Origin of the sequence: Streptomyces sp. NBC_01571 (assembly GCF_026339875.1) — a bacterium.
Taxonomy (GTDB): domain Bacteria; phylum Actinomycetota; class Actinomycetes; order Streptomycetales; family Streptomycetaceae; genus Streptomyces.
Window position 1 is genome coordinate 20,376 of sequence record NZ_JAPEPZ010000007.1, and the last position, 23,634, is coordinate 44,009.

Annotated in this window: 29 protein-coding genes and 1 pseudogene; 6 read left to right on the forward strand and 24 right to left on the reverse strand. The window is 71.4% G+C overall.

The genetic code is table 11. The features are described 5' to 3' along the window. Positions 1-2 precede the first annotated feature (2 nt). The 24 genes and pseudogenes from OHB41_RS51065 to OHB41_RS51180 all read right to left on the reverse strand — a co-directional run bounded on the left by OHB41_RS51065 (position 3) and on the right by OHB41_RS51180 (position 16,218). Positions 3-563: a WhiB family transcriptional regulator gene (locus OHB41_RS51065; RefSeq protein ID WP_266709521.1), complete on the reverse strand. Its 561-nt coding sequence runs from the start codon at positions 561-563 to the stop codon at positions 3-5. Then, positions 560-1,018 (reverse strand): ASCH domain-containing protein, encoded by a 459-nt coding sequence (locus OHB41_RS51070; protein ID WP_266709522.1) that lies wholly within the window; start codon positions 1,016-1,018, stop codon positions 560-562. Before OHB41_RS51070 ends, OHB41_RS51065 begins: the two co-directional genes overlap by 4 nt. 176 nt (positions 1,019-1,194) lie before the next feature. Beyond that, the gene (locus tag OHB41_RS51075) at positions 1,195-1,497 is read right to left on the reverse strand and encodes a hypothetical protein (protein ID WP_266709523.1); all 303 of its coding nucleotides are present in this window, start codon (positions 1,495-1,497) and stop codon (positions 1,195-1,197) included. Positions 1,498-1,534: 37 nt separating this feature from the next. Next, positions 1,535-1,915 carry a hypothetical protein gene (locus OHB41_RS51080; RefSeq protein ID WP_266709524.1) on the reverse strand — a complete coding sequence of 127 codons (381 nt, stop codon included), beginning with the start codon at positions 1,913-1,915 and terminating at the stop codon, positions 1,535-1,537. Between the two features lie 120 nt (positions 1,916-2,035). Then, positions 2,036-2,911 (reverse strand): hypothetical protein, encoded by an 876-nt coding sequence (locus OHB41_RS51085; RefSeq protein WP_266709525.1) that lies wholly within the window; start codon positions 2,909-2,911, stop codon positions 2,036-2,038. Beyond that, positions 2,908-3,414 (reverse strand): hypothetical protein, encoded by a 507-nt coding sequence (locus OHB41_RS51090; protein ID WP_266709526.1) that lies wholly within the window; start codon positions 3,412-3,414, stop codon positions 2,908-2,910. Before OHB41_RS51090 ends, OHB41_RS51085 begins: the two co-directional genes overlap by 4 nt. 119 nt (positions 3,415-3,533) lie before the next feature. Continuing rightward, the gene (locus tag OHB41_RS51095; protein WP_266709527.1) at positions 3,534-3,824 is read right to left on the reverse strand and encodes a hypothetical protein; all 291 of its coding nucleotides are present in this window, start codon (positions 3,822-3,824) and stop codon (positions 3,534-3,536) included. Continuing rightward, positions 3,821-4,254, reverse strand: a pseudogene (locus OHB41_RS51100) (NUDIX domain-containing protein). The gene OHB41_RS51095 and the pseudogene OHB41_RS51100 overlap by 4 nt, the downstream one beginning before the upstream one ends. 20 nt (positions 4,255-4,274) lie before the next feature. Continuing rightward, positions 4,275-4,700, reverse strand: coding sequence for an RRQRL motif-containing zinc-binding protein (locus OHB41_RS51105; protein ID WP_266709528.1), 426 nt, complete (start codon positions 4,698-4,700; stop codon positions 4,275-4,277). 276 nt (positions 4,701-4,976) lie between these two features. Then, complete coding sequence (locus OHB41_RS51110; protein ID WP_266709529.1) at positions 4,977-5,309, reverse strand: hypothetical protein; 333 nt, start codon at positions 5,307-5,309, stop codon at positions 4,977-4,979. A 45-nt stretch (positions 5,310-5,354) separates the two neighbouring features. Next, positions 5,355-5,690 carry a hypothetical protein gene (locus OHB41_RS51115; RefSeq protein WP_266709530.1) on the reverse strand — a complete coding sequence of 112 codons (336 nt, stop codon included), beginning with the start codon at positions 5,688-5,690 and terminating at the stop codon, positions 5,355-5,357. Between the two features lie 129 nt (positions 5,691-5,819). Continuing rightward, positions 5,820-6,029, reverse strand: coding sequence for a hypothetical protein (locus OHB41_RS51120; protein ID WP_266709531.1), 210 nt, complete (start codon positions 6,027-6,029; stop codon positions 5,820-5,822). Positions 6,030-6,046: 17 nt separating this feature from the next. Then, positions 6,047-6,508, reverse strand: coding sequence for a DUF6197 family protein (locus OHB41_RS51125; protein WP_266709532.1), 462 nt, complete (start codon positions 6,506-6,508; stop codon positions 6,047-6,049). Beyond that, positions 6,505-8,718, reverse strand: coding sequence for a hypothetical protein (locus OHB41_RS51130; protein WP_266709533.1), 2,214 nt, complete (start codon positions 8,716-8,718; stop codon positions 6,505-6,507). The genes OHB41_RS51125 and OHB41_RS51130 overlap by 4 nt, the downstream gene beginning before the upstream one ends. A 14-nt stretch (positions 8,719-8,732) precedes the next feature. Next, positions 8,733-9,125, reverse strand: coding sequence for a hypothetical protein (locus tag OHB41_RS51135; RefSeq protein ID WP_266709534.1), 393 nt, complete (start codon positions 9,123-9,125; stop codon positions 8,733-8,735). Between the two features lie 17 nt (positions 9,126-9,142). Then, positions 9,143-9,613 (reverse strand): hypothetical protein, encoded by a 471-nt coding sequence (locus OHB41_RS51140; protein WP_266709535.1) that lies wholly within the window; start codon positions 9,611-9,613, stop codon positions 9,143-9,145. Between the two features lie 691 nt (positions 9,614-10,304). Then, positions 10,305-10,523 carry a hypothetical protein gene (locus OHB41_RS51145; protein WP_229868326.1) on the reverse strand — a complete coding sequence of 73 codons (219 nt, stop codon included), beginning with the start codon at positions 10,521-10,523 and terminating at the stop codon, positions 10,305-10,307. Position 10,524: 1 nt separating this feature from the next. Then, positions 10,525-11,175: a hypothetical protein gene (locus OHB41_RS51150; RefSeq protein WP_266709536.1), complete on the reverse strand. Its 651-nt coding sequence runs from the start codon at positions 11,173-11,175 to the stop codon at positions 10,525-10,527. 256 nt (positions 11,176-11,431) lie between these two features. Continuing rightward, positions 11,432-13,486 (reverse strand): hypothetical protein, encoded by a 2,055-nt coding sequence (locus OHB41_RS51155; protein WP_266709537.1) that lies wholly within the window; start codon positions 13,484-13,486, stop codon positions 11,432-11,434. An 80-nt stretch (positions 13,487-13,566) separates the two neighbouring features. Next, positions 13,567-13,938 (reverse strand): hypothetical protein, encoded by a 372-nt coding sequence (locus OHB41_RS51160; protein WP_266709538.1) that lies wholly within the window; start codon positions 13,936-13,938, stop codon positions 13,567-13,569. Positions 13,939-14,049: 111 nt separating this feature from the next. Next, entirely contained in the window at positions 14,050-14,373 is a 324-nt protein-coding gene (locus OHB41_RS51165; RefSeq protein WP_266709539.1) for a hypothetical protein, read from the reverse strand. Positions 14,374-14,602: 229 nt separating this feature from the next. Further along, positions 14,603-14,863, reverse strand: coding sequence for a WhiB family transcriptional regulator (locus OHB41_RS51170; RefSeq protein ID WP_266709540.1), 261 nt, complete (start codon positions 14,861-14,863; stop codon positions 14,603-14,605). A 5-nt stretch (positions 14,864-14,868) separates the two neighbouring features. Next, positions 14,869-15,090, reverse strand: a complete 222-nt coding sequence (locus OHB41_RS51175; RefSeq protein ID WP_266709541.1) for a hypothetical protein — start codon at positions 15,088-15,090, stop codon at positions 14,869-14,871. A 723-nt stretch (positions 15,091-15,813) separates the two neighbouring features. Continuing rightward, positions 15,814-16,218, reverse strand: coding sequence for a hypothetical protein (locus OHB41_RS51180; RefSeq protein WP_266709542.1), 405 nt, complete (start codon positions 16,216-16,218; stop codon positions 15,814-15,816). Between the two features lie 209 nt (positions 16,219-16,427). Between OHB41_RS51180 and OHB41_RS51185 the strand changes: the two genes are divergently transcribed. The 6 genes from OHB41_RS51185 (at position 16,428) to OHB41_RS51210 (ending at position 23,580) form a co-directional block, all read left to right on the forward strand. Next, on the forward strand, positions 16,428-17,228 hold the full coding sequence (locus OHB41_RS51185; RefSeq protein WP_266709543.1) for a UTRA domain-containing protein: 801 nt from the start codon (positions 16,428-16,430) through the stop codon (positions 17,226-17,228). Then, positions 17,228-17,980 carry a GltA gene (locus OHB41_RS51190; protein WP_266709544.1) on the forward strand — a complete coding sequence of 251 codons (753 nt, stop codon included), beginning with the start codon at positions 17,228-17,230 and terminating at the stop codon, positions 17,978-17,980. Before OHB41_RS51185 ends, OHB41_RS51190 begins: the two co-directional genes overlap by 1 nt. A 60-nt stretch (positions 17,981-18,040) precedes the next feature. Beyond that, the gene (locus OHB41_RS51195; RefSeq protein WP_266709546.1) at positions 18,041-18,964 is read left to right on the forward strand and encodes a hypothetical protein; all 924 of its coding nucleotides are present in this window, start codon (positions 18,041-18,043) and stop codon (positions 18,962-18,964) included. 79 nt (positions 18,965-19,043) lie between these two features. Then, positions 19,044-19,349: a helix-turn-helix transcriptional regulator gene (locus tag OHB41_RS51200; protein ID WP_266709548.1), complete on the forward strand. Its 306-nt coding sequence runs from the start codon at positions 19,044-19,046 to the stop codon at positions 19,347-19,349. Positions 19,350-20,143: 794 nt separating this feature from the next. Further along, positions 20,144-22,750 carry an LYR motif-containing protein gene (locus tag OHB41_RS51205; RefSeq protein WP_266709550.1) on the forward strand — a complete coding sequence of 869 codons (2,607 nt, stop codon included), beginning with the start codon at positions 20,144-20,146 and terminating at the stop codon, positions 22,748-22,750. Beyond that, positions 22,747-23,580: a DciA family protein gene (locus OHB41_RS51210; protein WP_266709552.1), complete on the forward strand. Its 834-nt coding sequence runs from the start codon at positions 22,747-22,749 to the stop codon at positions 23,578-23,580. Before OHB41_RS51205 ends, OHB41_RS51210 begins: the two co-directional genes overlap by 4 nt. Positions 23,581-23,634: the final 54 nt, after the last annotated feature.

Consider the following 23,634-nt stretch of genomic DNA (forward strand, 5'->3'; position numbering starts at 1 on the left):
GGCTACGCCGCCTTGCCGCTGGCGACCAGCTCCAGCACGTGCCGGTTGGACGCCGCCTGGCGGGCGGTGATGGGTTCCTTCCAGCGGTTGTACGGCGTGGGCCGGGTGGGGATGTCCTCCAGCTCCAGGCGGGCGAGGGCCAGTTCGCGGACGGTCGGCGGCACGAAGCGCGCCGCGCGCTGCCGCTGCCTGCGGAGCCGGTCCTGTTCGGCCACCACGCCGACCCAGTCCGCACCGAGCCGCGCCACGAGTTCCTTGCGCAACTGCGTGCGGTCGCGCTTGGTGGTCGCCGCCCACACCCCCGTCTTGGTCAGGCCGGGGTTGGCCAGCGCCCACTTCAGGCAGCCCTGGACGATCGGGCAGCCGGAGCAGGCGTGCTTGGCCTGGGCGAGTGCCTTCTCGCGGGCGCGGGGTTCCTTGTCGGTGTTGTGGATGTCCTCGATGGCGAACAGGCCGGGCTCAGTGCGGCAGCGCAGGGCCTGGTCGGTGTGAGGGAAGGGGATCCGGTCGTCGGCCGCGATGAACGTCGGCGGCTGCGGGACGCCGGTGCGGTTGCCGCTCATGAGGTGGCCTCCGGAGCGAGGTGGGGGAGTTGGAGGAGGACCTGGTCCACGAGGTCCTGCGGGGGGCGCCACGGTCCGAGCTGGCCGTGCAGCCACGGGATGGGGAGCGCGAGCTCCTGGACGTCGGCGAGGACCAGGTGGAACGCGTCGGGCTGCGCCCAGCGGGAGCAGGGGGCGGTGCCGGCGGCGTCCTGGTGGCAGTCGGTGAGGCGGGCGACGCCGATGACGGCCCGGGTGGGCAGGGCGCGGCCGCGGATCGCGGTGGCGACCAGCGGGTCGCGCATCGGGGCCCGTTCGGTGGCCTGTCCGGCGTGCAGTAGTAGCCAGCCGCGCCAGGACCAGGGGGCCGGCCTGTTCTCCACGTCCTTCCCGGCGAGAATGCAGGTCGTCCAGGGCTGGCGGATCGTGATGCCCCGGATCCAGGTGCCCGGGTCGGCGGTGGTGGTCTCGCTCATGCCGCCCGCCCCAAGCCGGTCAGCGGCACGGCGAGCGACAGGGCGCGTTGCCTGATCGGGGCATGTACGCGCACGGTGGAGGCCATACTGGTGGCTCCCTTCTCGTCTTGTACGGGTTGGGTGGCCCGGGGCGGCCGACTGGTTTTCCGGCCTTTGGCGGCCGTCCCGGGGCGGACCTACAGCTCGAAGGGCTCGTGGTTGAGCCAGCTGTAGGGGTCGTGCCAGGGGCCGGCCTTCGCGGCCTGCCAGTCGAGCGCCCAGTCGGGCCGAAGCCCTCGCGCTCCCCAGCCCCCGGCCTGTTTGCCGGGGACCTCGAGTCCGGCCTGCTGCGCGGCGAGCGCCGCGTCGTACACCTCGTGTGCGATGCGCAGGGCCTCGCTCTTGGACGACGCCTCGCCGGTGAAGACGTGTACGCCCTTCAGTTGGCGGTTGGTGGTGTGGTGTATCGGGACGCCAACTTCGAAGTAGCGAAGCGGCACTGACGGCCCTCCCTCCGTCGCTGGTCGGTCCCGGCGCTCAGTGGCCGGTCGCGTGGGCGGCGGTGATGTGGACGGTGTCCGCGAGCAGCACGGTCAGCTCGTGGCCGTGGTCGACGGCGTCCTCCAGGCGCTCGATGAGCTCCGGGGGCAGGTCGCGGTTGCGGGCGCCGGTCAGGAGGCCCTCCAGGTAGAGGACGTCGGCCAGGACGCGGCCGCGGACGTCCAGGACGCAGGGCTGCACGGTGAGGACGTCGGTGTTCTTGGCGGTGGCCAGCTGCGCGTGGTCGGCGGCTTCGGTGTAGGCGGTCTCGGTCTGCTCGGTGAGCAGCTCGTCGACCTGTGTGGTGTCGCCGTAGGCGCGGCGCCAGCCGAAGCGGGCGGCGGCGGCTTCCATGAGGGGACGACGGGCGAGGGACACGGTGACCTCCAGGAGAGGGCCGGTCGTCCGGTCTCGGCTGACCGGACGGACACCGCACGGCCCCGCCGTCGCCCGCCTGGGGGGCGGTGCGGCGAACGGGGGCGTACGGAGAGCGTCCGGTCAGGCGGCGGGGGAGTCGAGGCCGGTGCCGCGGAGCGCGTCCAGGACGTACGCGTCGAAGCGGGCCTGGTGCTGGGCGGCGACCGCATGGCCGGTGGCGCGGCCGTAGGCGTAGCTGTACGCGTACATGCTGGCGTCGGTGTCAGCGAGGGCCTGGTCGACGGCGCGGCGCGCGAGGTGCTCGATCCAGGTCTGGGCGGCGGACTCGCGGCGGGCGTGCGAGGTCGTGAAGGCCACCGACTCCGCCCATCGTCCGCTGCCGCAGGCGCGGCCGCCGCACTGCGCCCAGTTCCACTGCCGCTGGCGCATGCCCTCGGGGTCGGCGTCCCAGTCCGCAGCCCAGCGGACGGCCTGCTCGGGGATCTCCTGCTGGATGACGTCCAGGACGTCGCGGCCGGCAGCGCCGAGCGCACGGTGGGCGTCGGTCTCCTCGAGGACTCGGATCTGGTGGGAGAGCAGCCGGTAAGGGTAGTGGCGCTGGCCCCAGTTGCCGGTCTCGCCCAGCGGTTCCACGATCCACAGCCGCACGGGCCAGGTGATGGGCCAGATGCCGGTGTCCTCCAGCGCCTCGCCGACGCGCTTGACCATGCGGAAGTACGAGAAGGGGCCCTCGTCGAACCACAGGTTGGTGCAGGGCTGGGGGTGGTCGACGACCTGGCCGACGGACGCGGCGAGGTTCACCGGGGTGCCGGCGTGCCGGGACATCTCGATGATGCCGTCGGCGGGGGTGGCGATGTACCAGGTGACAGGCTTGCGGGCCATGCGGTCCTCCACGAAGGGGTGTTGGCGGCCGGGGCCGCTCGATAACTGGGTGTTGGTCGGGGTGCGCACGTCGGCCTCCTGGTCGATGCCGTCGGCGCGGGGGCGTCCGGTCACGGGGTCGTCGCCCCGGTGGTGGCGACCAGCGCGGCGGCCGTCTCCCAGCCGTGGTGCCAGGCGCTGTCCAGGCAGTACGCGCCGTTGATTCCGTGCGAGGTGAGACGCCAGAAGTTGCCCTTGCCGGTCTTCGTGGCGAGCGTCTCCAGAAGCCCGCCCGGCACCCGGCGGTCCGCGGCGTAGTGCGTGACGAACGACAGGGCGAGCGCGGCCGCAGCGGCACCGGGGTGCAGCCGGATGCCCAGGATGCGGGCGCCGACCCCGACCGCGAGGGCCTGGGTGGCGGTATAGGTCAGGCAGTGCCAGGCGCATGCCTTGATGCCGTCGGCCGTGCCGTGGACGGTCGGTTCATCGTCCGGGGTGGCCGCGAAGTGGACGGGCTTGTCGTCGGTGGCGCCCTTGACCCGAGCACAGTAGTCGGACTGAACGAAATGATCACCGATGTTCGACCCGGCGCGGCCCAGTCCAAGGACGGCGGCGAAAAGGGCGGAGCGATGCGTCATGCTGGGTTTCTCCTGATCTCGCAGGGTGAAGGAGCGGGCGTCCGGCCTCTTGCCGATGCTGCGGACGCCCCTGTGGTGCCTTCGCCCCCGGCCGATCTCCGGCCGGGGGCGGTGGTGCTTCAGAACGGCGGCTCGTTCCAGGCCGGGATGGGCAGGAGCCGGATGCGCAGCTCTCGCCGGTCGGCCCAGCAGCCGCACGCCTCCATCTCCGGGAAGGCGCCGCCAACCCACCAGCCGCCCTCGCCGTGGCAGCGCGGGCAGCCCGATCGGGACCGGGCGGTGAACTCGATGCGGTGCCGGTCGGCGTAGAACTTGAGGTGGCCAGCCCTGAGCGCGGCGGCGGCCGTCACCGCGACGAGCGGGACGGCGGTGGCCAGCAGCAGGGCGACGCGCAGGCGGCGGGCGCTCACGTCAGGGCTGCGGCGGCCGCGAGGATGTCGGCGTGGTCGAACGCGAGGTCGGGGAGCGCGTCCAGGGGCCACCAGCGGGCGGCCGTGGCGTCGTCTCCTGCCGTCGACGCAACGGGCGCGGGCAGGGTGGCCGTGTAGGCGACGCTGACGTACCGGCCGCGCGGGTCGCGGCCGGGGGCGTCGAAGGCGCCCACCTGCCGCAGCTCCGCCACCGGAACAGCGATACCGGCCTCCTCCTCGAGCTCGCGCGCGGCGGCGACAACGCTCGTCTCTCCGGCGTCCACATGACCGCTCGCACTCCAGTTAGCGCCCAGCAGCCCTCGTACGGGTCCCAGCCCCGCTCGATCAGCAGCACGTGGCCGGCGGCGAACAGGACGACGTCGGCGGTGTAGCGAATCGCCTCGTCGGCGGTGGTGGTGTCGGTGGTCATGGGGCGGTGGTCCTCTCGGATCAGGCGGCCAGCAAGTGCTTGGCCGGGGGAGCGATGTAGGAGGCGGGGTCGGCGGGCGTGCCGTCGAAGCACTCCAAGCACGAACCCAAGGTCTTCAAGGGGATGCAGTGGAAATAGCGCCGGCGGCAGGTGCCGCATGTCTGGCGAGCTGCCATGGCCTTGTCGAGCGCGGCTTCCTTCGCGAGGGTCATCGGGATCTTCGGCTTCGCCAGGTCGATCCGGTACAACCACGCCCACCGCTTCCCGCCGCGGCATTCGATCCGGGCGACAGGCTCGTGACCCCCGGGGCGCAGCCCCATCTCCCGCAACTGGCGGCGGGTCGCAAGGGCCTCGCGCCCGGCCTGCCTCCACCGAAAGACCGTTAAGGAGCCGTCGCCGGGGTCGTACGGGTCGACGTCGACCAGGTCCTCGTCCTGGCCGGCCATCACCTGCTCCAGGGACCAGGGAGCCGGGCGGGACGCTGCGGGTAACGGAGGCCGGGGCGCTGCGGACGCGGGCGCCCGATCCGGCGGCGCGGACGGGGTACGAGCACGGGTTGTCCTCCAGCAGGTGTGAGGGCGGGCAGTGCTGCGCCCCGTCGACGGACGATCCGTCGACGGGGCGTGAGGTGAGAGCGGGTGGCCGGTCGGCCTGCCCGGTCACCGGAACCAGCCGCCCCTGGACGGGGGCGGTGGTGCCGGTGGCCGGACGGGGTGACCGGATCAGCTGGTGGCCGGGCCGACGGCGAGCGCGGGGTTGGTCAGGGCGGGCGCCTGGTCCGGGGTGTCGGGGCTGTCCTGGGGCGTGGTCTCGTCGGGGTACTGGGTGACGAGCTGGTCCAGGGTCTGGCGGATGCGGTCGGCGTTGCCGCGGATCCACTCGGGGACGAGGTGCTGGATGCTGGCGCCGGTGTAGAAGGCGGCGGTGTCGCGGGGGTCTGCGGCGAGCGCCTCCTCCAGGTACCTCATGGCCGCGACCATCGCGGTGATGGCGCGGGCTTCGATACGACCGGGCAGGGTGCTGTGCTCGCAGTGCTGGGTCTGGGCGGTGTTCACGGGTCTGTCTCCTTCGTGGACAACAAGGGCGGTCGGAGCCGGGGGTCAGAGGGCGGAGGCGACGAGGAGGAGGGCGAGGGTGGCCGTCCCGCCGATCAGGAGGGTGGCGCTGGTGCTGGCCCACCAGTAGTGGCCCAGGGTCTTGATGTCGCGCAGGTCGCTGAGGGCGTCAGCGATGCGGGCGTGGAGCGCGGTCAGCGGGGGCAGGGTGGCGTACCAGCGGCCGAGGCGGTCTATCTGGCCGGCCATTTCGTCGTCGGGGAAGTGGCCGCCGTGGAGGGTCTGGCGGTGGGCCTCGCCCACGGCGGCCAGTGCCTCGATCTCGGTCACGACGGGGCTGGTGGTGCGGCAGACGGTGCAGCGGTAGCGGTATCGGCGCACGTTGGTCGGTCTCCCGAGGGATGGGTGAGCGCGGGCAGGGAACAGCGACGCCCCGCCCGGAAGGGGTCCGGGCGGGGCGCGATGCCGAGTTGGCTGTTGGTGCCTCCGCGTTCTGAGCGGAGGAGGCGGTCAGGTGTTGATCTGACTGCGGACGTTCGCGACGAGGCGGAGGATCTCGGTGGCCATGTCGGTGATCGTCTGGAGCTGCCTGTCGATGTCGGCCGGGTCCGAGCCGGTGAACGAGAACGAACGGCCGTCGTCCCGGGCCGGCTGCGAGCCGGTGAAGGAGAACGACCGGTCGTCACGGTCCGGTTCGGGGGTGGTGAACGAGAACGACACGGGCAACTCCAACCGGGTCAGATGTTCATGTGGTGGGCGCGCCGGATGGCGGCCTCCCACACGCTACGCACCTGAGTTCCGGTGTGGGAGTCGTTCCAGGAGGGGATCGTCTCCCACTTCTTGCCGTGCTGGCGGCGGGCCTCGTCCAGGAGGAGGTTCCCGGCGTCGCAGTAGGCGGCGTTGCGGGCGCCGGCCGCGGCGCGCAGGGCGCCGATGGAGCACCGGGCGCCCTCGGGGTGGACGAGGGCGTGCCTGGCCCAGCCGTGGGTGTCGAGGAACGCGAGCGCGTCGGTGAGGGTCTCCTCCACCGGGCCGGTCAAACGCACCGGCGGGGCGGTGGGGCGGGGGACCGGCACGGGAGCCGCCGAGGCCGCGGGGGCGGTGGGCTCCGGGGTGGGGTCGGGGTCGAGGAGCTGGAACGCTTTCGCGTACAGGTCCTGGTCGACGGGGGTGAAGTCGGTCTCGGTACGGGTGTTCATGCTGCCCTCCACAGGCCATTCTCGTTGGTGACCTCGTCCCGCTTCTTCAGCTCGGACAGGCGCGGCTTGATGTTCTTGGCGGATGTGCCCAGCTTTCGGGCGATGGTCTCGGCGGTCATCGGGATGGACTGCTCCCGAAGGAGCTCGAGGATGCGCGGCTTGATCAGCTCCTGTCCGTCGGGCGCCCCCGCGGCTACGCCAGGAGCACCGGGCCTGCTGGATCCGGCGATCACCTGGAGGCCGCCGGGGTTGTGGTGGGGTGCCTCCTGCGAGGAGGCGGCGCCCTCGGCTGCGGCGAGGAGGTCGGCGAGGCTGCCGATCAGGTTCTTGCCGCGCTTGTCGACCATCGGGGTCTGGGTGACCGCGTCGCGCTCGCGCCAGGCGTCACAGTCCTCGATCCCGACCGGCCGCTCGCCTCCGGCGAGGGAGACCGGCGGCACATCCAGGTGCAGGGAGCGGAACTGCACGGCCTGCGAGCCGGGAGTGAGGAGGTAGCCCAGACCGAAGGTGCCGTCCTCGGGAGCAGCGGCGGCCTCGGTGGCCAGACCGCTCATGTCCCGGTTGCTGACCTTGGCGTACTGGCCCGGCCACTGCGAGGGGATCATCGACAGGTCGATGCCCTCCGCGCCCTCGACGGCGTTCGCGCCGACCAGGGAGCCCTGGCCCTTGGCGCAGCGCAGGAACACTGCGCCGCCGCCGATGAGGAGCTGGGAGCGGATGACGGTGGAGTTGCCGAGGTCTTCGGCCAGCGGGGTCTGGGTGGCCAGGACGACGCCGATGCCCCGCTTGAGGGAGCGTCGGGTCAGCTGCTCCACGATCGCCTTGGCCTCCAGGTGGTACGGGGAGGAGGCCGACAGCAGCATGTGCGCCTCGTCGATGACGACCAGGACCAGCGGGTCGGTGAAGGGGAAGGCGGGGGAGCGGTAGCGGGCCTCGCGGTCGAGCATCATCGCGTAGGCCAGGCGCAGCGCGCCCATCGCCTCGTCCAGGCCGTCCCCGAGGTAGGCGGACAGAGAGGCGCCGGCGATGGTCCCGGCCTGCGGCGAGGCGAGGACCACCGCGATACCCGAGCGGTGGGCGGAGAGCAGGATCTGCTCCAGCAGCCCCGACTTGCCCGACCGTGACCCGCCGACCAGGTAGAGGTGGCGGGCGCCGGAGCCGGGCTGCGCCAGCGGCAGCAGCGCGGGGCGGCCGTCGACGTAGGTGCCGGCGCGGACGTAGCCGCGTGAGTCCATCGACAGTTCGTCCACGACCGAGGAGAGCATCGTGCCGTGCATCAGCGCGTGCTCCCGCATCACCCGGATCCCCATCTGCGACGGCTTGTCGCCAGGGGCCAGGGCGATCTGGATCGTCTCCAGGTCCAAGTTGCCCGCGAGGTCCTGGAGATTGACGGTCCCGATCGCCCGGCGGTCGCGGGTGGCGATCCCCTCCCAGTCCAGCGGCCCGTCGTAGCGGGTGAGGGTCAAGGTGGTGCCGGGCATCGCCCCTTCCGGCACGCCGACGTAGGCGTCCCACAGCTCCTCGGGAGCCGTCGGGGCGCCGGACGCGATCTGCGGCTGCTCCGCCGGCACCCTCAACTGCACGGTGACGGGCAGCGCGTTCGGCGCATAGTGCTTGGGGTCACCCAGATCGACCTGCGAGACGGGGACCCGGTAGACGGAGGCGATGTCAGCCGCCTTCACCCGCACCTGCTGCCCCTGCGGCAGGGTGATGATCCCGGTGAACGCCACGTGATCGCCGTCGGCCTCGAGGGCGAAGTGCTCCAGGTTCGCCCCGGCCTGGATGAGGGCGCGCCCCTCGGTCTGGGTCGGGCCGGAGATGAACTCCTTCCAATAGGCGGTGATGAGCTGTTCCTGCGACGTCAGCCCGCCCGCCGTCCCCGCGCCCGTGGCCGCGGGTACGAGGGCGGGGGTGTGGCCGGTGATGTTGCGGTGGTGGGCCAGGGCGGCCGCCCCGGCCGGTACCGCGAGGCCGAGGGCGATCAGCGGGTTCCCGCCCGCGGCGAGGACCTCGTGCGCGGCGATGCCGCACCCGGTGGCCGTGAACCCGCACCCGATCAACGACCGCAGTACCGGGGCGGAGACGTTGACGGCCCACGCCCCGGCTCCGGCCGCCGCGGCGGCGAGGGCGGACCAGGGGCCGGCCACGAGAGGCACCACCGCGAGCGCGGCGGGCGCGTACTGGATGAACTGTGCTCGGGTCGGCCCCACGGTCCTGAACTCCTTTACTGCTGGGTGTAGAAGGCCGCTTCGGCCATGTCGACGGGGGAGGAGTCGACCGCGTCGGCGATGCCGCCGTGGTCGTTCTCGGTGGTGGTCTTCGCGTCGTCGGCTGCCGCGGAGGCGCTGTCGGCGGCGGAGGTGTAGGCGCCGGCCGCGTCCTTGACGCCGGTCATGGTCAGCGCGGCGTCGGCGAACTCGGAGGTCGTCGCGTCGTCGACGGCCAGCGCCTTCATCGTCTCGGAGGCGTCCAGCATCTGTTCGGCGGCGTCATCGACGTCGGAGGCGAGCTTGGTGACGGTCTGTGCGTGCGCGTGGACCTTGTGCGTGAGCCAGGCCAGCTTGGTGCGCAGGGCCGCGTAGTTCGCGGCGTCCTTCAGGGTCTCGGTGGCGCTCATGCGGGGCTGCTCCTCTTCTATCGGGCGTTGTAGAAGTCGCGTTCGGCGGGCTTGGTCAGGGGGGAGTCGGCGACGGCCCGAAAGATGCCGCCGTGCCGCAGCTCCGCGTTCGCCGAGGCGGTGCGGCACGCCTCCTCGCCGCCCTGGATCTTGTCGTGGACGTCCTTGGCGGCGGCGGCCTGGAGGTCGAGCTGCTCCTTGAGCACCTCGCACTTGGCGATGAGGTTCGCGCCGACGCCCTTCGCGGTGATGTCGGCGATGAGCGTGTCGCAGTCGGTGGCCAGCTCCGTGGACTCGTCCATGAGTTCCAGGGCGGTGTCGGTGCTGGCCTGGCACAGGGTGGCCGAGCCCTCGGCGAGGTCGATGACCTGGGTGAGGGTCATGACCTCGCCGCCGCTGTAGGTGCGGGTCTTCCCGGCGGCGGTCGTGACGTGGATGCCCTTGTCGTCGACGGTCGCGGCGTGCGGTACGGGCGGGTTGGGCTGCATCGCGGGGTCCTTCCTGATGTGCTCGGGCAGCGGGACGGTGCGGGGCGGCGGGACCGTGCCCGCCGGGGGCACTGCGGTTCCCGGCGTCGTCGGCGGGGTCGTCGGGGGCGGGGGAGCCGTCGGCGGCGGAGGTGCGGTCGGCGGCGCCGTCGGGGGCGGGGTGCCCGGAGGCGGGGCCGCCGTCGGTGCGGTCGGCGGGGTAGTCGGGGGTGCGGTGGGCTTGGGCGGCACGGTGGTCGCGGAGGGCCCTGGAGTGGGCCCGGCAGAAGTGGAAACGGAAGGCTTCCCGCTCGGCTTTTTGAGGTAGGCAGAGCGCCAGCCGTCGCGCAGGCCACCGGCGATATGGGCACCCGCCAGAAGCCCGTAATGCGTTTTCGCCGCGATGTTGTACGGCGTGTTTCGGAATGTTTCCGGAGCCCGGGTCGGATTCCATTTATCTTTCGGTTTGGCGGGAGGTTTCTTGATTCCCGCCTGTTCGTATTTCCCATGCGTCTTTTCCACGCCGAACAGGTAGCTGATGGCGAGGAGTACGAGGATTTCCACGGCCCTCCCTTCTGTGACTCTGTGTGGTTCCGGACGGTTACCGGTTACCGGTTACAGGCCCCTGAGACACCGGTTCGCGCCGCCCGGGGGGCGGTTCCGGGGGTGTCCTGGGGGCTGTAACCGGTAACCGGTAACCCATGGCATGCACTCAGCGTGACGACGAGCTGATGTTGTTCACGGTCGTGTTCGCCGTGTTGAACACCGACTCCAGCGTGGTCCGGATCTGCTCGCTGAACGGCGTGTACGGCAGGAAGATCCCGGACACGATCAGCATGATGCAGATCACCATCTGCTTCCCCTTCGTCTTCTTGAAGGTGAAGAACAGCGCCCAGCAGAACAGGGCAAGAGCGAAGAACTGAAGCGTCATGTCACGCACCCTTCTCGAAGGTGAATCCCTTGTCGTTCATGGGGGTTACCGCACCCGAACCGGAGGGCGCGGAGAGCTTTTTGTAGGCGATGAATCCGCCGCCTCCGACGAGCGCCACCCACAGCCACGGGCTGGAGGTGAGGCCGCCGACACCGCCGCCGGAACCAGCCGACTCCTGGGACTTGGAGGCCGTGCCGCCGAGGGTCGGGGCGTCGCAGTTGGGGATCCTCGCGATGTCGTACGAGGCCGCCTTGGCGACCGCCGCCGCGCGGGACTTCATGCACTCGCGGTAGACGGTCATCTCCCGCTCGTACACGGTCTTGGCCGCGGCCTCCTCGGTCTGCGCCCGCTGCTTGTCGGCCTCCGCCTCCACCAGGGCGTTCGCGGCCTTCTCCTTGGCCCGCGCCCGCTCCTGGGCGGCCTGGTCGGCCTGCATGCTGGTGACGGCGACGACCGTGCCGCACACAGCGACCACGGCGATCGTGCCGCACACGGCGAGCGCCGCCGTGTTGCGGCGCATCCCGCCGACCGCGACGGACAAACGCGAGGTCACGGGCTTCTCCGGCTTCTCCGGAGTCTCGGGCGTCGGGGTGTGCGGGGGCGTCTGGGGGTCCATGAGGCTGAACTCCTTGTCCCAGTCGATGCCGGACATGGCTGCTGACTCCTTCTCGGTGTGGTTCGGGCCCGTCCAGGCATGCCGGAAGCGGGTTCTGATCAGGGGAAACGTGCTGTACTGAACGGGTCGGCTGCTTCCGGCAGTCGCGAGGAGGGCCAGCCCGAATCCCGCGGGCTGGCCCTCCTTGATGTGTGCCGGACGGTGCGGTGCGCCGGCCTTTCCGGCGGTCCGCTGAGTGGTGCGGTGCGTCAGGGCGCGAGGCCCGTCGGCGGTCGGTTGCCGCCCTGCGATCTCACGAGACCTTGCGGAAGCGGGTCCGTGCGATCTCAAGGCGGCGGCCGGCGGTGGCGCGTGAGACGCCGAGGACGTCCTTGGCTTCGTCCACTGAGACGGTCTCCGCTCCCTGGCGCCGGTACATGAGACTGAGCAGCGAGGTGATCTGCCCCTCGATCTCAGCGTCCCGGGCGAGCGCGGGGCGGCCGGTCTCACCGGAGCGCAGCGGAACCGGGGTCACGCCGTTGTCCGAGGAGTCCGTCTCACCGTCTGACCTGCGCGTCTCACTCGCGTGAGGCGTCGTCTCAGTCAGGCTCACCGGGCCGCTCATCTCAGCGGGACCGGTCTCAAGCTCCCGGCGGGTCTCACCCTCACCCGTCTCGGCAACGAGTGCCGGGGCGGTGCGCGGGTGGGGAACCGTCTCACCGAAGCCGCTGGGATCGGCGGCCCGGGTGTGCTCGGTCTCACCGGCGGGCGCGGTGCGCGTGGTCTCATCCGGTCCGGCGCCGCCCGTGGTGCCGGTCTCACCGGAGTCCGTCTCACCGGGCTCCTTGGTGATCTGGTGGATGCGCCACATCACCCACGGGGCGATGGCGGCGACGCCGACGATGAGCCACCACAGCGGGTTGCCCTTCTTGTCGACGCCAACCAGTCCGGCGTCCGCGAGGTGGTAGATCGCGTTCGCGGCGACCATGAGGATCAGCGCGCCCGCGACGTCGCGGTGCCGGCGGAACGCCTGCACGACGTAGACGTCGATCGCCAGCGGCAGCGCCCAGGCGACCTCTGCGGGCCAGCCGCTCAGCTTGGCCAGGGCGAACTCGCCGGAGGCGGTGAGGACGATCGTCGCGCCCAGGGCCACGCGCGGCCCCCAGGTGTTGACGAAGTTCTTCCTCTTCTCCTGCTTCGCGATGAGCGCCTGGGCGGCGGTGACCTCCGCGCGGGTGGCCTCCAGCTCCGCCCGTGCCCGCTGTTCCTCGGCACGGCCGCGGTTGCGGACCTGCTCGGCTTCCCGCTTGGCGTCGGCGACCAGGCGGCCCGCTTCCTTCTCAGCCGCCGTGATCCGCTCGGATGCGGCGGCCTCCGCGCTGGAGATGGCGCCGGCCGCCTTGGCCTCCGCGATCGAGCGGACCTTCAGGACGTCCTCTTCCGCCTGCGCCTGCGCGGCCTCGAGGACCTGCTGCGCCTCGCCGCGCGTGTCGTCGGCGTCCTGCTCCGCCTCGCGGAGCACTTCGGCGGCCTGGCCGCGGGCCTGGTCCAGGATCCTCGCCGCGTCCTCTTCGGCCGTGGCGACGTCCTCGCGGGCCTGGGTGCGCAGCTGCTCGGAGTCCTTCTCCGCCTGCTGGCGCATCTCGGTCGCGGCCTCGCGGCGCGCGCGGGCGTCGTCCTCGGCAACTGCCACCAGGTCGGCGGCCCGCTGCTTGGCCTCCTCCACCAGGTGCGCGGCGTGCGCGGCGGTGGCGTCGGCCTCGGCCTGGACGCGGTCCTTGTCCCGCTCCGCCTCGGTACGCAGCTGCGCCGCGCGGGCGCGGGCGGCCTCCACGATCCGGGCGGCCTCCGCTTCGGCCTCGGCCTGGAGCTTCTCCGCGGCCTGACGGCGGCGGGCGAGGGTCTGCTCGGCCGCCGCCAGGTCGCCGTCGGCGATCGTGCGGGCCCGCTGCACGGTCTCCTCCGCCGACGCGATCTGCTCCTCGGTGAGCTTGCGCATCCGCATCGCCTGGTCCTTGGCGACGGCGAGGATGCTGTCCGCCTCCGCCTGCGCCTTCTGCGCCGCGGTGTCGGCGTCGGCGCTCTGCCGACGGGCCTGCTCGATCAGGGCCTCCGCCTCGGTGCGCGCGGCGGCCAGCAGCTGGTCGGCCTCCGCACGGGCGGCGGTCACGATCGCCTCGGTGTCGACCTCCGGCACCGGCACCGGCACCGACGCCGGCGCGGGGGCGGGGGCGGGCTCGGTGGCCACCGTCGTGTCGGCGGCCTCGCTCGGGCCGGCCGTCGCGGTCGTGGTGGCCGGGGTGGTCTTGGCCCTGGTCGTCGTCTTCTTGGCGGGAGCCTTGCGGGCGGGCTGGCGTCGGGTGCTCACAGGCGGGGTCCTTTCTGGTGTGCGCTGGCCGGGCCGCCGTCTCGGGGGGCGGCGGCCCGGCCGGGCTTGAGGGGGGTGGGTCAGTGGGGCGGCAGCTCCGGGCGCCGGTTGGCGGTGGCGGCCTGCTGGGTGAGCCAGGCCATCGCGGCCGCGGTCATGCCGTCGGCGGCGTCGTCGCCGTTCAGCGGGGCGGTGTCGATGTCGCGCATCGCGTCGGCCGGCGGCAGCAGCCGCATGTAGTCGCCCTGGACCTCGCGGACCAGGCCGCCCGTCACCGGCAGCAGGTTGTAGCGGGCCTCGCCGTTGGTGAAGCGCACCACGTTGCTGACGCGGCAGACGATCGTGTGGCCCGGCTCGCCGCGCCAGAACCGCTCGGGGTCGCGGTACAGCACGAAGTCGTCGACCTTGAACGCGGTGGCCGCCGCGGTGGCGGCCGGAGTGGAGAAGGGCATCCGTAGCTCCTTACGGATCACGCGGTCCGGACTGTCCGGCTCCCCTCGGCCCCGTCCGTCCCAGCACACGGTGGAGACGGGCGGAGGAGGCAACCGCCAGGCAGGAAGGGGTCACTTGACGCCGATGAAGCGGAACGCCGCGAAGGCGGTCGTGCGCGGGTCGGGGGTGGCCTGGACGATGCGGTCGGCCGCTTCGACGTCGCCGCGGTTGACGGCGTCGGCGGCCTCCCGGGCTGCGTCCCAGTCGATACACGGGGTCGTCTCCGGGGCCCGACGGTGCAGCCGGGTACGCAGGGTGCGCCAGGCCCGGCGGACCGGGTGCCAGCGGCGGGCCCGGTTGACGCGGGCGGCGGCGTCGCGGTGCCCGAGCTCGTGAAGGATCTGCTCGGAGTCGTAGTCGGCGGCGGTCCAGCCGTCGCGGCGGATGGTGCGCATGGCGCCTCCTGAGATGGACGTCGAGCCGGGACGATGCCCGGATCCGGGGATGCGAAAGGTCGGCCGCCCGTGGTGCGGGCGGCCGACCTGAACGAACAGCGTGGTACGGGAGTGGAGTTGGGTTTGCGTCCTGGGGGGCGGGACGCTCAGCCGTGAGCGCGACGACCGAAGTCGTGCTGCTCGTTGGTCCGGCGGAGGGCGTCCTCCAGGCGCTTGTGGTCGGCGTCCGTCATGCCGACACCGCCTGCCGAGCCCGGTTGCGGGCGGCGCGGCGCCTCAGCGCCCGCCGCTCGTCCTCGGACAGCCCGCCCCACACGCCGTCGTCCTGACCGGACTCCAGCGCCCAGGTCAAGCACTGCTCCATGACCGGGCAGCGGCGGCAGACCGCCTTGGCCTCCTCGATCTGCAGGAGCGCCGGGCCGGTCGTGCCGATGGGGAAGAACAGCTCGGGGTCCTCGTCGCGGCACGAAGCCCGGTGGCGCCAGTCCATCCCGCTCACCGCCTCTGTCCGACGACGGTCATCTCGGCGAGCGTGCGGCGGGCCTTGCGGCCGGCCCTGGCCGCGCGGCGGTCGCCGTCGGCGATGAGGTGGCGGACGAGCTGGTGGAACACGGTGAGGTCGTCGGGCTCGAAGCCCTTCTCATTGTCCGCGTCCTCGATGTCGTCGATGATCCCGGCGTTCGTTCGGGGCACCACGCGTGTCATGCTGAGCTGCATCAGGGCCTCCATACAGGTCCTGGACAGCCCCGGGGGCCTCATCCCTGGGGCTGTCGCGGTTGATAGAGCCGGTGTCCACCGCGCTCTCCACCGCCCACCGACCAACCCGGAAGCCGGGCGGCGGGCGACTGGGCAGCGCGGGGCTGCGAAATGCTTGGGGTGTTGCGGCGCGCGGCCTGCTGCCTTCCGCGCTGACCACCTTTCGACCGGGAGGTGGAGTGCCCGCGACCACTGGCTCACCCGCCGGGTCGTGCGATGTTCCGTATACCGGCTGGGGGCTGTCATCGCGCTACCGCCGCAAGATGCTGCGGGGGAGGGTGATCGCTCGGCCCACGCGACAGCCGAAACAGACCGAAGTCCGTCTTGCTGCCGCTCCGTGGCACGAAGAAGGGTCGCTCTCACTTCCCCGCCTCGCACCGCCGTTCACGGTGACCGGGATTCTGGCTCCGGTCGTGCCCTTCTGACGCATCCGACAGCCCCGCAAGGACTGGAGTCCGGTCACCCTTACGCGCAACACCCGGCCAGTTGCCTGGTCAGGGGCGGCAGTCGTCACCCGGCGTAGCGTCTTCGATTCTCAAGGAACGGTCACTCCCCGGTCCGGCCGCGACGCCAGTCGCAAAAGACCTTCTCCGGGGGCTAGGCGGTCGGTGAATCTGGCCGCTTCGACCGCCGCCACTCGAGGTGGCGACGATGGGAGCCGTCAGAGCCGAAGGGCTGGGGGAATCAGGCCGCGATCGACAGGGGCGCCGCGACGGCCGGCCGACGCGCGATGCGCAGCTGCGTGGCATAGGGGAGGAGCATGTCGACCAGGCGCTCCCGGACCAGTGCGGTGATCGACGGGTCGGCCGCGAGGATGTCCCGCGCCGCCTCCCACCGCGCCCCGGACGCCGCGACGACCTCGTCGCGGGCCTTGGTCTTGCCCTTCTTCACCGCGGACGCGGCGTCCCATCGGGCCAGCTCGTCCGTGGTCACCAGGTCGTACATCTCCAGCGGCGTACCGAAGGCGACGTCCAGGTCGATGCCGGCGAAGTCGGGGAGCGGCACCTCCACCGCCTCCAGGAGCGCGAGCGTCTCAGCGTCGAAGTTCTCGGTGGCGAGGCCGGCGGTGGGGCGGCTGGTGGCATTCATGGGGTGGCACTCCTCTCCCGCGTTCCGCAGAACGCGGGTTGGCAATGACAGTCCGTCAGGGGACCGACTCCCGGAAGGAGTTTGTCCCGGCACAGAACGAGACTTTGTCATGGGACAGAGAGCGCGTCAAGGGCCTATCCCGAGACGGTCATGTTTTTTGTCCTGGGACACTGCTTGCGTCGGTGCCACTGGGGTGAGATCGTTCAGGCATGCCGAGCCCGACTAAGTACCTCGACCTGGCCGAGACACTGACTCGCCGCATCAACGCCGCGATGAAGCCTGGCGACCAGTTCCTCACCGTCCGCGAGATCGCCGAGCAGTTCGACGTCGGCAAGAACACCGCCAGCCGAGTAGTGCAGGTCCTCAAGGAGCGCGGTGTCATCTCCGGAAAGCCGAACGGCAAGACGTGGGTCCGTGTCCCTCCAAAGCGCACCGAGCGCAGCAACGAGCGCTACTTCGAGGAGAAGCAGCTCGTCCGGGAGCCGGAGGAGGTACGCAGCCAGAACGGTTCGGCCGAACGTGACCAGGGCGTCTCCCTGCGCGATCTCGCGGAAGATGTCGCTCTTCACGAGGTCGTGGTGTGCCCTGACGACATCGCCAGCGTGATGGGGCTGGCTCCGGGCACGAGGGTTCTGCGCCGCTCCAGGGTCCGCCGCGTCGACAGGAGTGCGGGGGCTGGCAGCTCGGTGTCCTACGTGCCGCTCGACATCGTCGAGCGCGACCCCTCAGTCTTCGACGAGGCCAACGACCCCTGGCCTGGCGGTATGCAGCACCAGCTGTACACCGTCGGCGTCGAGCTCGCGAAGATCATCGACTACGTCGCAGCGACGATGCCGACGGAAGAGGAAGCCGAGGAGCAGGACATTCCGCCGGGTGTTCCGATCTTCCGCATCCGGAAGGTCTCGTACGCCACCACCGGGCGTGTTGCGGAGGTCACCGACATCCCGCTGCCCGCCGACCGCTCAGCCCTTGTCTATGTCACCGAACTTCCGAAGTGGAGCGACTCCTGATGCCGACGATCACCGTTCTGACGCCCGTGTACGAGGGCGGGTACGCCTATCTGCACGAGCTGCACGAGTGCCTCTCCGGTCAGAAGCTCCCCGCCGGCTGGCAGCTCGAGTGGGTGATGCAAGAGGACGGACGGACGGGCAAGCCGCTGGAGGCAGTTCCGGACGCCCCGTGGATCTCGAAGAGCGCCGGCCGCTGGGGTGGAGCCGCCCAGGCCCGCACCCTGGGCTTGGCGCGCGCCACCGGAACCTTGCTGCGCTGCGTTGATGCCGACGATCTCCTCCCCGACCAGGAGACTCTCGCCCGCGACATCGAGATCCTGGAGGCCAACCCGTCCTACGGCTGGACGGTTGCCCCGTGCCTGGACCTGCATCCTGATGGCCACCTGGAGCCCGGTCCGAACGACCCTGCCCCCGGGCTGCTGCCGGATCGGGCGCTCCTGGACGGCGCCAAGCGCGGTGAACTGCCAGTCATGGGCACCACACTCACCGCCCGCACGGACCTCGTGCGCCTATTGGGAGGCTGGCCCGCGATCCCCGCATTCGAGGACGCCGGCGTCGTCCTGTTCTGCGAGGCAGTCAGCCGGGGGTGGATGCAGGCCAAGCCGGGCGAGATCTACCGCAAGCACCCCGGCCAGCACACCGTCACCGCGGCCTACCACGACGACGAAGAGAAGAGGCTGCGCCAGGAGATCGTCATTGACAGGGCCGAAGCGCTGCATGCCTCCAGTTGGCGCTGGTCGCCGACGGCGTAGCGCGCCGCCGGCGAGATGAGCTCAACGTCCCATTTCACCTGGTAGATCAAGGAGTGGCAGATGGATGGCCTCGGATCCGTGATGTGGCTGGGCGGCGCACCGGGGGTGGGCAAGACCACCGTTGCCCGGCTGCTCGCTCGGCGCCACGGCCTGCGTTGGTACAACGCCGACGCTCACACTTGGGAGCACCGCGACCGAGCAATCGCCGCAGGCCATCCAGCCGCAATCCGGTACGAGGAATCGCCAATCCCGGACCGCTGGTCAGCCCCCATGGAGGAGCGGCTCGCGATGTCGCTGCACCACGAGCGCGGGCCCATGGTCCAGGACGACCTCCTAGCACTGCCGACTTCACCGCTGACGCTCGCCGAAGGCACGCCGATCACGCCGAAGGTGGTCGGCAGCGGTCAAGCTCTGTGGCTGATCCCGACCCCGGAACTGCAGCGCGACCGTCTGGACGAACGTGATCTGCTTCCCGGCGTACGTGAGCTGTACCAGCGGTTGGGCGATGAGATCACGGCTGAGGTGAAGCGGTTCGGCGGCCAGATGTTGGTAGTCGACGAATCGTGGAGCCTGGGGGAAGTCGTGACGAAGGTCGAAAGCCACTTCGCCGACCTACTTGCTCATGGACCTGTGGCAACAAGTCAGCTGGAGCGGCGCCAGCTGCTCCGCTACGCCAACCGCGCCTTCGTCGATCAGTACCAGACCTTCTTCACCCGGTCATGGGCGCGGGCTCTCGGGGCCACCTCGGATGTCGTGCTGTCCTTCTCCTGCGAGTGCGCACAGGCCGGATGCGAAAAGCAGATCGACCTTGCCGTATCCGACTTCCCTCAGCCTCCCGACGACGGCTCCCTTCCGCTCTTGGCCCCAGGCCACTACGCCATGCGGACGGTCCAAGTCAGTGCCGTCGATTCGGCGCGAGCGCAGCCGCCGGATCATCTCGGTGCCAGGACCAGCCAGTGGTCGTTGTATGGGCGGGAGGAGTGACGTGCAGCAGGTATCCGCTCCCCGCAGGAGATCAAACGGTGTATGTTTCAGAGATCGATCGATCTTGAGAGGCTGCGCTATGTCCGACCCGGACCGCTTGAAGCAGGTCGATGCCCTGCTGGACGGCCTGGAAGATGTCCTCCCGCCGCCGCGCGTGCGCGCGCAGTTGCGTCTTGCTGCGAACCTCACGCAGCAGGACGTCGCGGACGCGGTGGGCGTGAAGCGACTCGCCGTAGTGCGTTGGGAGCTGGGGAAGAGCACCCCCCGGCGCCCGCAGCGCGACGCCTACATTCACCTGCTCAAGCGACTCGCGGAGCGTTTCCCTGCGGCCGCTGAGCTGAATGAGGGCAGCGCGACGCCGTCCTCCGAAGGGGGATCGGGATGACCTAGCGGCCATCGGCCGCGCGCGCCAAGAAGCGGACTAACCTCCCGCTGGCCTCGCGCGGCCCGTCTCCGACCGGGCTCATAGCCCGAGTCGGTCGCTCAGATCCCAGTTCGCGCTGGTCCTGAGCCGCGGCCTATCAAGCCGCTCATCTGTACCCGGCCCCTTATCAGGGCCACTTGCACCACCGGCTACTAACCACGGCCACCACAGCCAGATCAGTACCGACTCGCTTCACCGCGTGGCCCCCACCACAGGGGCTTCGCACTTCACGAGAACCGGGAGGGACGGAGAAATCTCCCCCCACCCGATCGGTGTCCGCCCTCTCCTCACGAAGGGGGCGGCCCCTGACACATCCGCACACCTGGAGGTCGGTCCAGCCCCGAGGGGCTCTGGTCGGTCCAGCTATATGGAAGGCAGGTCGTTCTCATAGTGCCCGAAGTGGTGTCCCTCTGTCAGCTTGACCTTGTCCGTTTCACCCCGGTTCAGGCGTGGCGGTCGTCCCGTGTGACGGGATCGGCGTACGGTTCATCCGCCTTTCTCCGGTTCGTACCGGAAGTTGGATTTCCGGTACGAAGCTACAACTGCGGCGCTTTCGGGATGGGATCGCGGAGCGAAGCCGCAACGTCTGCCGCTCCCTCGGACGACGCTCACCGATCTGTCTCCGCTCTCGTTATCCACAGGTCCGCCGCTGATCGCCGGACTCTGTCCACAGGGGAAGTCCCCGAGGCTGCCGGGATGATCGTTCGCGCCTGCCCGCCTGTGTCCGCCCACCACTCTGTCGCGGCGGTGGGCCGATGAGCGCCGTGGCGGCGCGGGCCGCTTCGCTGGACCACAGCTTCTGGGACGTCGTCGACAACTCCGTCGACGAAGCGCCGGGCGGGAGCTCGCGGCGTCGGCTTCGGTCGGTCCAGGCCGGACCGGTGCCGGACCGGGTCGCGGGCCACCCGCTGTCGCTCGGTCGGGACGCACGCGCCCGTCTGGGTGGAGCGGTGCGCGCGCTGCTGGACGTGGCCGGCCTGGATGGTGCGTCGGACGCGGTGCGCCTGGCGGTGCTGGTGCTGGCGTCGCGTACGCCGTCGGAGACCGGCGTGGTGAAGATCCGTACGAGTGAGCTCGGGCGGTGGATCGGGGTGTCCGCGTCGTACACGGCCTCCGACGTCCTGCCGGTACTGCGCCGCTCGGGCGTCGTCTCCGTCGACACGGCGGAGGGCGAGTACGGCCAGGACGACGGGCTGGAGTGCAAGGTGCTGCCGCTGTGGGCGGCGCAGGACGTGGTCGGGCACCCGCTGAACCTGGCGAAGAAGGAGTACGCAACGCTGCAGCGGCTGCTGGAGGCCGTGATGGCGCCGGGCTGGAAGCACAAGGATGGGCGAGTCACTCCGGCCGGGCTGATCGGTACGCGTACCGGTCGGGGCGCGGCGACGGACCGCCTCGCGCTGCTGCTGCTGGTGCTGGAGGCGCGGGAGACCGGGCGGGTACGGCAGTGCGGCGGGGCGGTGGACACCAAGCGCGGCCGGGCGGCGGCGACGCTGGCCCGGCTGATGGGGTGCACGGCAGCAGCGGCGGCGGGGATCATCGGGCGACTGGAGGAGCGGGAGCTCGTGATCCGGGTGCGTCTGCGGACGGCGTCCGGGCTCGCGAACCGGTCGCGGCTGATGGTGCCGGCGGTCGCCGCCGCGCACGGCCGTACGGTCGCCGACGACGTCCAGGAGGACGGTGCGGAGGCCCCTGAGCCCGAGTTTTCAGAGCGCGGCGTTACGGCAGGGGCTGGTGAGCCGTCGGAACTGGAGGAGGAAACGCAGGTCAGCGGCGTGCCGGTGACGGATGTGGCGGATGTTGCAGAGCACGGCGTTGCGGCAGCCCTTCACACTGACCACCCTCACCTGGTTACTCCCGTCGTTCCTCAGCAGCTTGATTGTGGTTTTTCCGGCGAAGGCCGTGGTGGGTTCGGTGATCTGCCGGACCGCGTGTGCGTGCGCGAGGGCCAGGCCGTCGACGGCGAGACCGGCGCTGCCGAGTCGGCGTCGCCGGTGGCTAAGGGCGGCCCGCTGCGCGGGGAAAAGCCGAAGGAGTCCCCGGTCGATGAGCGGGTGGGGCAGCGCGCTGCCGTTGCTGGCGCCGGTGGCCGGCCGAAGGCCGCAGGGTGGGAAAAGGCGCAGCAGCAGCGGAGGGTGGCCCTTCCGGCTGATCTTGGTCTGCGGGTGGCTCTGGGGCCGGTGTCGTGGCTGTGGGAGCGGCTGTCCGGCTGGCAGCAGGACCGGGTGGAAGAGGCCGCGAAGGCGGAGCTGGCCAGCCTGGAGGGCCTGCTGGCGCTGCCGGGTGGTGCGCCGCGGCTGCTGGCCGACCGGCTTGCTGACCGCCTGGCGGAGACCGGCGGCGAGGCCCTGGTCGACAAGCCGTTCGGGTGGCTGATCGGCCGGGGTCTGGTGCGGCGGCCGTCGTGCTCGGACCGGCGCTGCGACGACGGGATCCGCCTGGACACCGGCAGCGAGTGCGAGAACTGCGGCAACGTGGTGCACATCCGGCGGGCCCGGCGGGCGAAGATCGCGGCGCAGATCGACCGGGAGCTGCCCGGCCTGGGCGACGATGAGCGCCGGCGCGTCCTCGAGGAGCGGCTGCGCGAGCAGGCGGCCATCGAGGCGGAGGACCTCGTGTGGCGCCAGGAGCAGGCCCGCGCGAAGAAGGCCCGGCGCGAGGCGGCCCGTGCGGAAGCGGCGGAGCGGGCGGAGTGCGAGCGCGCGGCCGCGGCGGCCGCCGATGCGGTCCGTCAGGCGCTGGCGTGCGAGGACTGCGGGCAGCAGCAGGCCGGTGGGCTGTGCGAGGCGTGCGGGTACGAACGCCGGACGGAGGCGCTGACGATGGAGGCCGCCCTGGTCGCCGCGACCTGGGCCGCCGACCTGGAAGACCAGGCCGCGGTCGACGCCGTCGCCGCCGATGTCCGGGCCTCGCTGGCGGCCGACATCGAGCGCGCCCGGCGGGTGTTCCTGGACTCGGCGCCGCTCAGTGAGTTGGACGCCGACCCGATCGGCACGGCGTCCGTGCTCGCCTTCGGCGCGCTGCGGGCGGTGGAGGAGGCGCTGCCGGAGTTCCGCCGCAGTGCGCTGGTGCGGCTGGCCCGGACCGAGGAAGCCGACGCGGAGGCCCGGCGGGCCTACAAGACCGAGCAGGGGCGGCGCTGGTTCCGGCACAACCCGAACGGTGCGGACGCTGTCGCCGCGGCGACGAAGGCCGCCGACACCGCCCGCGAGCGCGCTGCCGAGTACCTGCTCGCGACGCGGCTGCAGCAGCTGCGCGAGCAGGCCGCCGCCCGGACCGAGCAGGCCGGCGCCGCGCCGTGGACGGACCGGCTGCCCGAGCTTGCCGCCCGCCCGCTGAACGACGACACGGCGGTGATCGCATGACCACCGAGCTGAGCGGCGTCGACCTCGCGCGCCAGGCCCTGCTCGCTGCACGCGAAGCAGCGAAGAAGAACGGCGCACCGACGAAGAAGCCCAAGCGGCGCACCGGCAGCGCCGTACGACGAGACGGCCGCGAGCCACTCGGACTGGGGACCGCGATCGGGATGATGATGACGGAGCGTGGCATGGTCGCCCCCGCCGCCGGCGGAAGCGTTCTCGCTGACTTCGACGCCATCCTCGCCGCGGCCACGCCCGAGCTCGCCGGGCGCGTGAAGGCGGTGGCGTTCGACGCGGACACCGGGCGCCTGGACGTCGTCCCTGACGTCCAGGCCGTCGGCACGAAACTGCGCTGGAGCGCACCGCAGCTGATCGCAGCGACCAATGAGCGCGTGCCGAACGCGAACGTTCAGACCCTCCAGGTCCTTGCGCCCAAGCCGGTGAAGACCGGCCCCACCCTGGCAGCCACCGACTTGCCCACGCCCTCCGGGCCCACCCTGCGAGAGGAGCGCCGGCCGTCGCCGGACGGGTACCGCCGTGCGATTGAAGCCCACCGTCAGGCTGCGCCGTCGTCCCGGTTGGATCTGGGTGTCGCGGAAGCGGTGGAGCGGCAGACGAAGGCGATGCGGGAGCTGTCCCGCCGGGCGTTTCCCGAGTCCGATGTCGTCGCGGACGCTGTGCCGGCTCCGATCGAGCAGCGCCGGGTCCAGCGTCGCCGTCAGGCTGCAGTGACCGAAGCTGCCGCTTTGCGCCGGGCTCGGCAAGAGCGTGCAGCAGCGCGGGAAGCGGAAACCCCCACCAATGAGCCGGGGTCTGCCCTACGGACCACTGCCTGAGTCACAGCGCGGTAGATCAGCAGTTCCCTGTTCCAGGTGGTGGTCCCGGCGTAG

Coding starts and splice junctions, on each gene's coding strand:
- OHB41_RS51170 (WP_266709540.1), bottom strand. CDS start 14,863: ATGGACTGGCGCCACCGGGCTTCGTGCCGCGACGAGGACCCCGAGCTG.
- OHB41_RS51180 (WP_266709542.1), bottom strand. CDS start 16,218: ATGAATGCCACCAGCCGCCCCACCGCCGGCCTCGCCACCGAGAACTTC.
- OHB41_RS51205 (WP_266709550.1), top strand. CDS start 20,144: ATGAGCGCCGTGGCGGCGCGGGCCGCTTCGCTGGACCACAGCTTCTGG.
- OHB41_RS51065 (WP_266709521.1), bottom strand. CDS start 563: ATGAGCGGCAACCGCACCGGCGTCCCGCAGCCGCCGACGTTCATCGCG.
- OHB41_RS51210 (WP_266709552.1), top strand. CDS start 22,747: ATGACCACCGAGCTGAGCGGCGTCGACCTCGCGCGCCAGGCCCTGCTC.
- OHB41_RS51165 (WP_266709539.1), bottom strand. CDS start 14,373: ATGCGCACCATCCGCCGCGACGGCTGGACCGCCGCCGACTACGACTCC.
- OHB41_RS51145 (WP_229868326.1), bottom strand. CDS start 10,523: ATGACGCTTCAGTTCTTCGCTCTTGCCCTGTTCTGCTGGGCGCTGTTC.
- OHB41_RS51150 (WP_266709536.1), bottom strand. CDS start 11,175: ATGTCCGGCATCGACTGGGACAAGGAGTTCAGCCTCATGGACCCCCAG.
- OHB41_RS51135 (WP_266709534.1), bottom strand. CDS start 9,125: ATGAGCGCCACCGAGACCCTGAAGGACGCCGCGAACTACGCGGCCCTG.
- OHB41_RS51070 (WP_266709522.1), bottom strand. CDS start 1,018: ATGAGCGAGACCACCACCGCCGACCCGGGCACCTGGATCCGGGGCATC.
- OHB41_RS51190 (WP_266709544.1), top strand. CDS start 17,228: ATGCCGACGATCACCGTTCTGACGCCCGTGTACGAGGGCGGGTACGCC.
- OHB41_RS51125 (WP_266709532.1), bottom strand. CDS start 6,508: ATGAACACCCGTACCGAGACCGACTTCACCCCCGTCGACCAGGACCTG.
- OHB41_RS51090 (WP_266709526.1), bottom strand. CDS start 3,414: ATGACGCATCGCTCCGCCCTTTTCGCCGCCGTCCTTGGACTGGGCCGC.
- OHB41_RS51160 (WP_266709538.1), bottom strand. CDS start 13,938: ATGCCCTTCTCCACTCCGGCCGCCACCGCGGCGGCCACCGCGTTCAAG.
- OHB41_RS51200 (WP_266709548.1), top strand. CDS start 19,044: ATGTCCGACCCGGACCGCTTGAAGCAGGTCGATGCCCTGCTGGACGGC.
- OHB41_RS51195 (WP_266709546.1), top strand. CDS start 18,041: ATGGATGGCCTCGGATCCGTGATGTGGCTGGGCGGCGCACCGGGGGTG.
- OHB41_RS51140 (WP_266709535.1), bottom strand. CDS start 9,613: ATGCAGCCCAACCCGCCCGTACCGCACGCCGCGACCGTCGACGACAAG.
- OHB41_RS51105 (WP_266709528.1), bottom strand. CDS start 4,700: ATGGCCGGCCAGGACGAGGACCTGGTCGACGTCGACCCGTACGACCCC.
- OHB41_RS51175 (WP_266709541.1), bottom strand. CDS start 15,090: ATGCAGCTCAGCATGACACGCGTGGTGCCCCGAACGAACGCCGGGATC.
- OHB41_RS51185 (WP_266709543.1), top strand. CDS start 16,428: ATGCCGAGCCCGACTAAGTACCTCGACCTGGCCGAGACACTGACTCGC.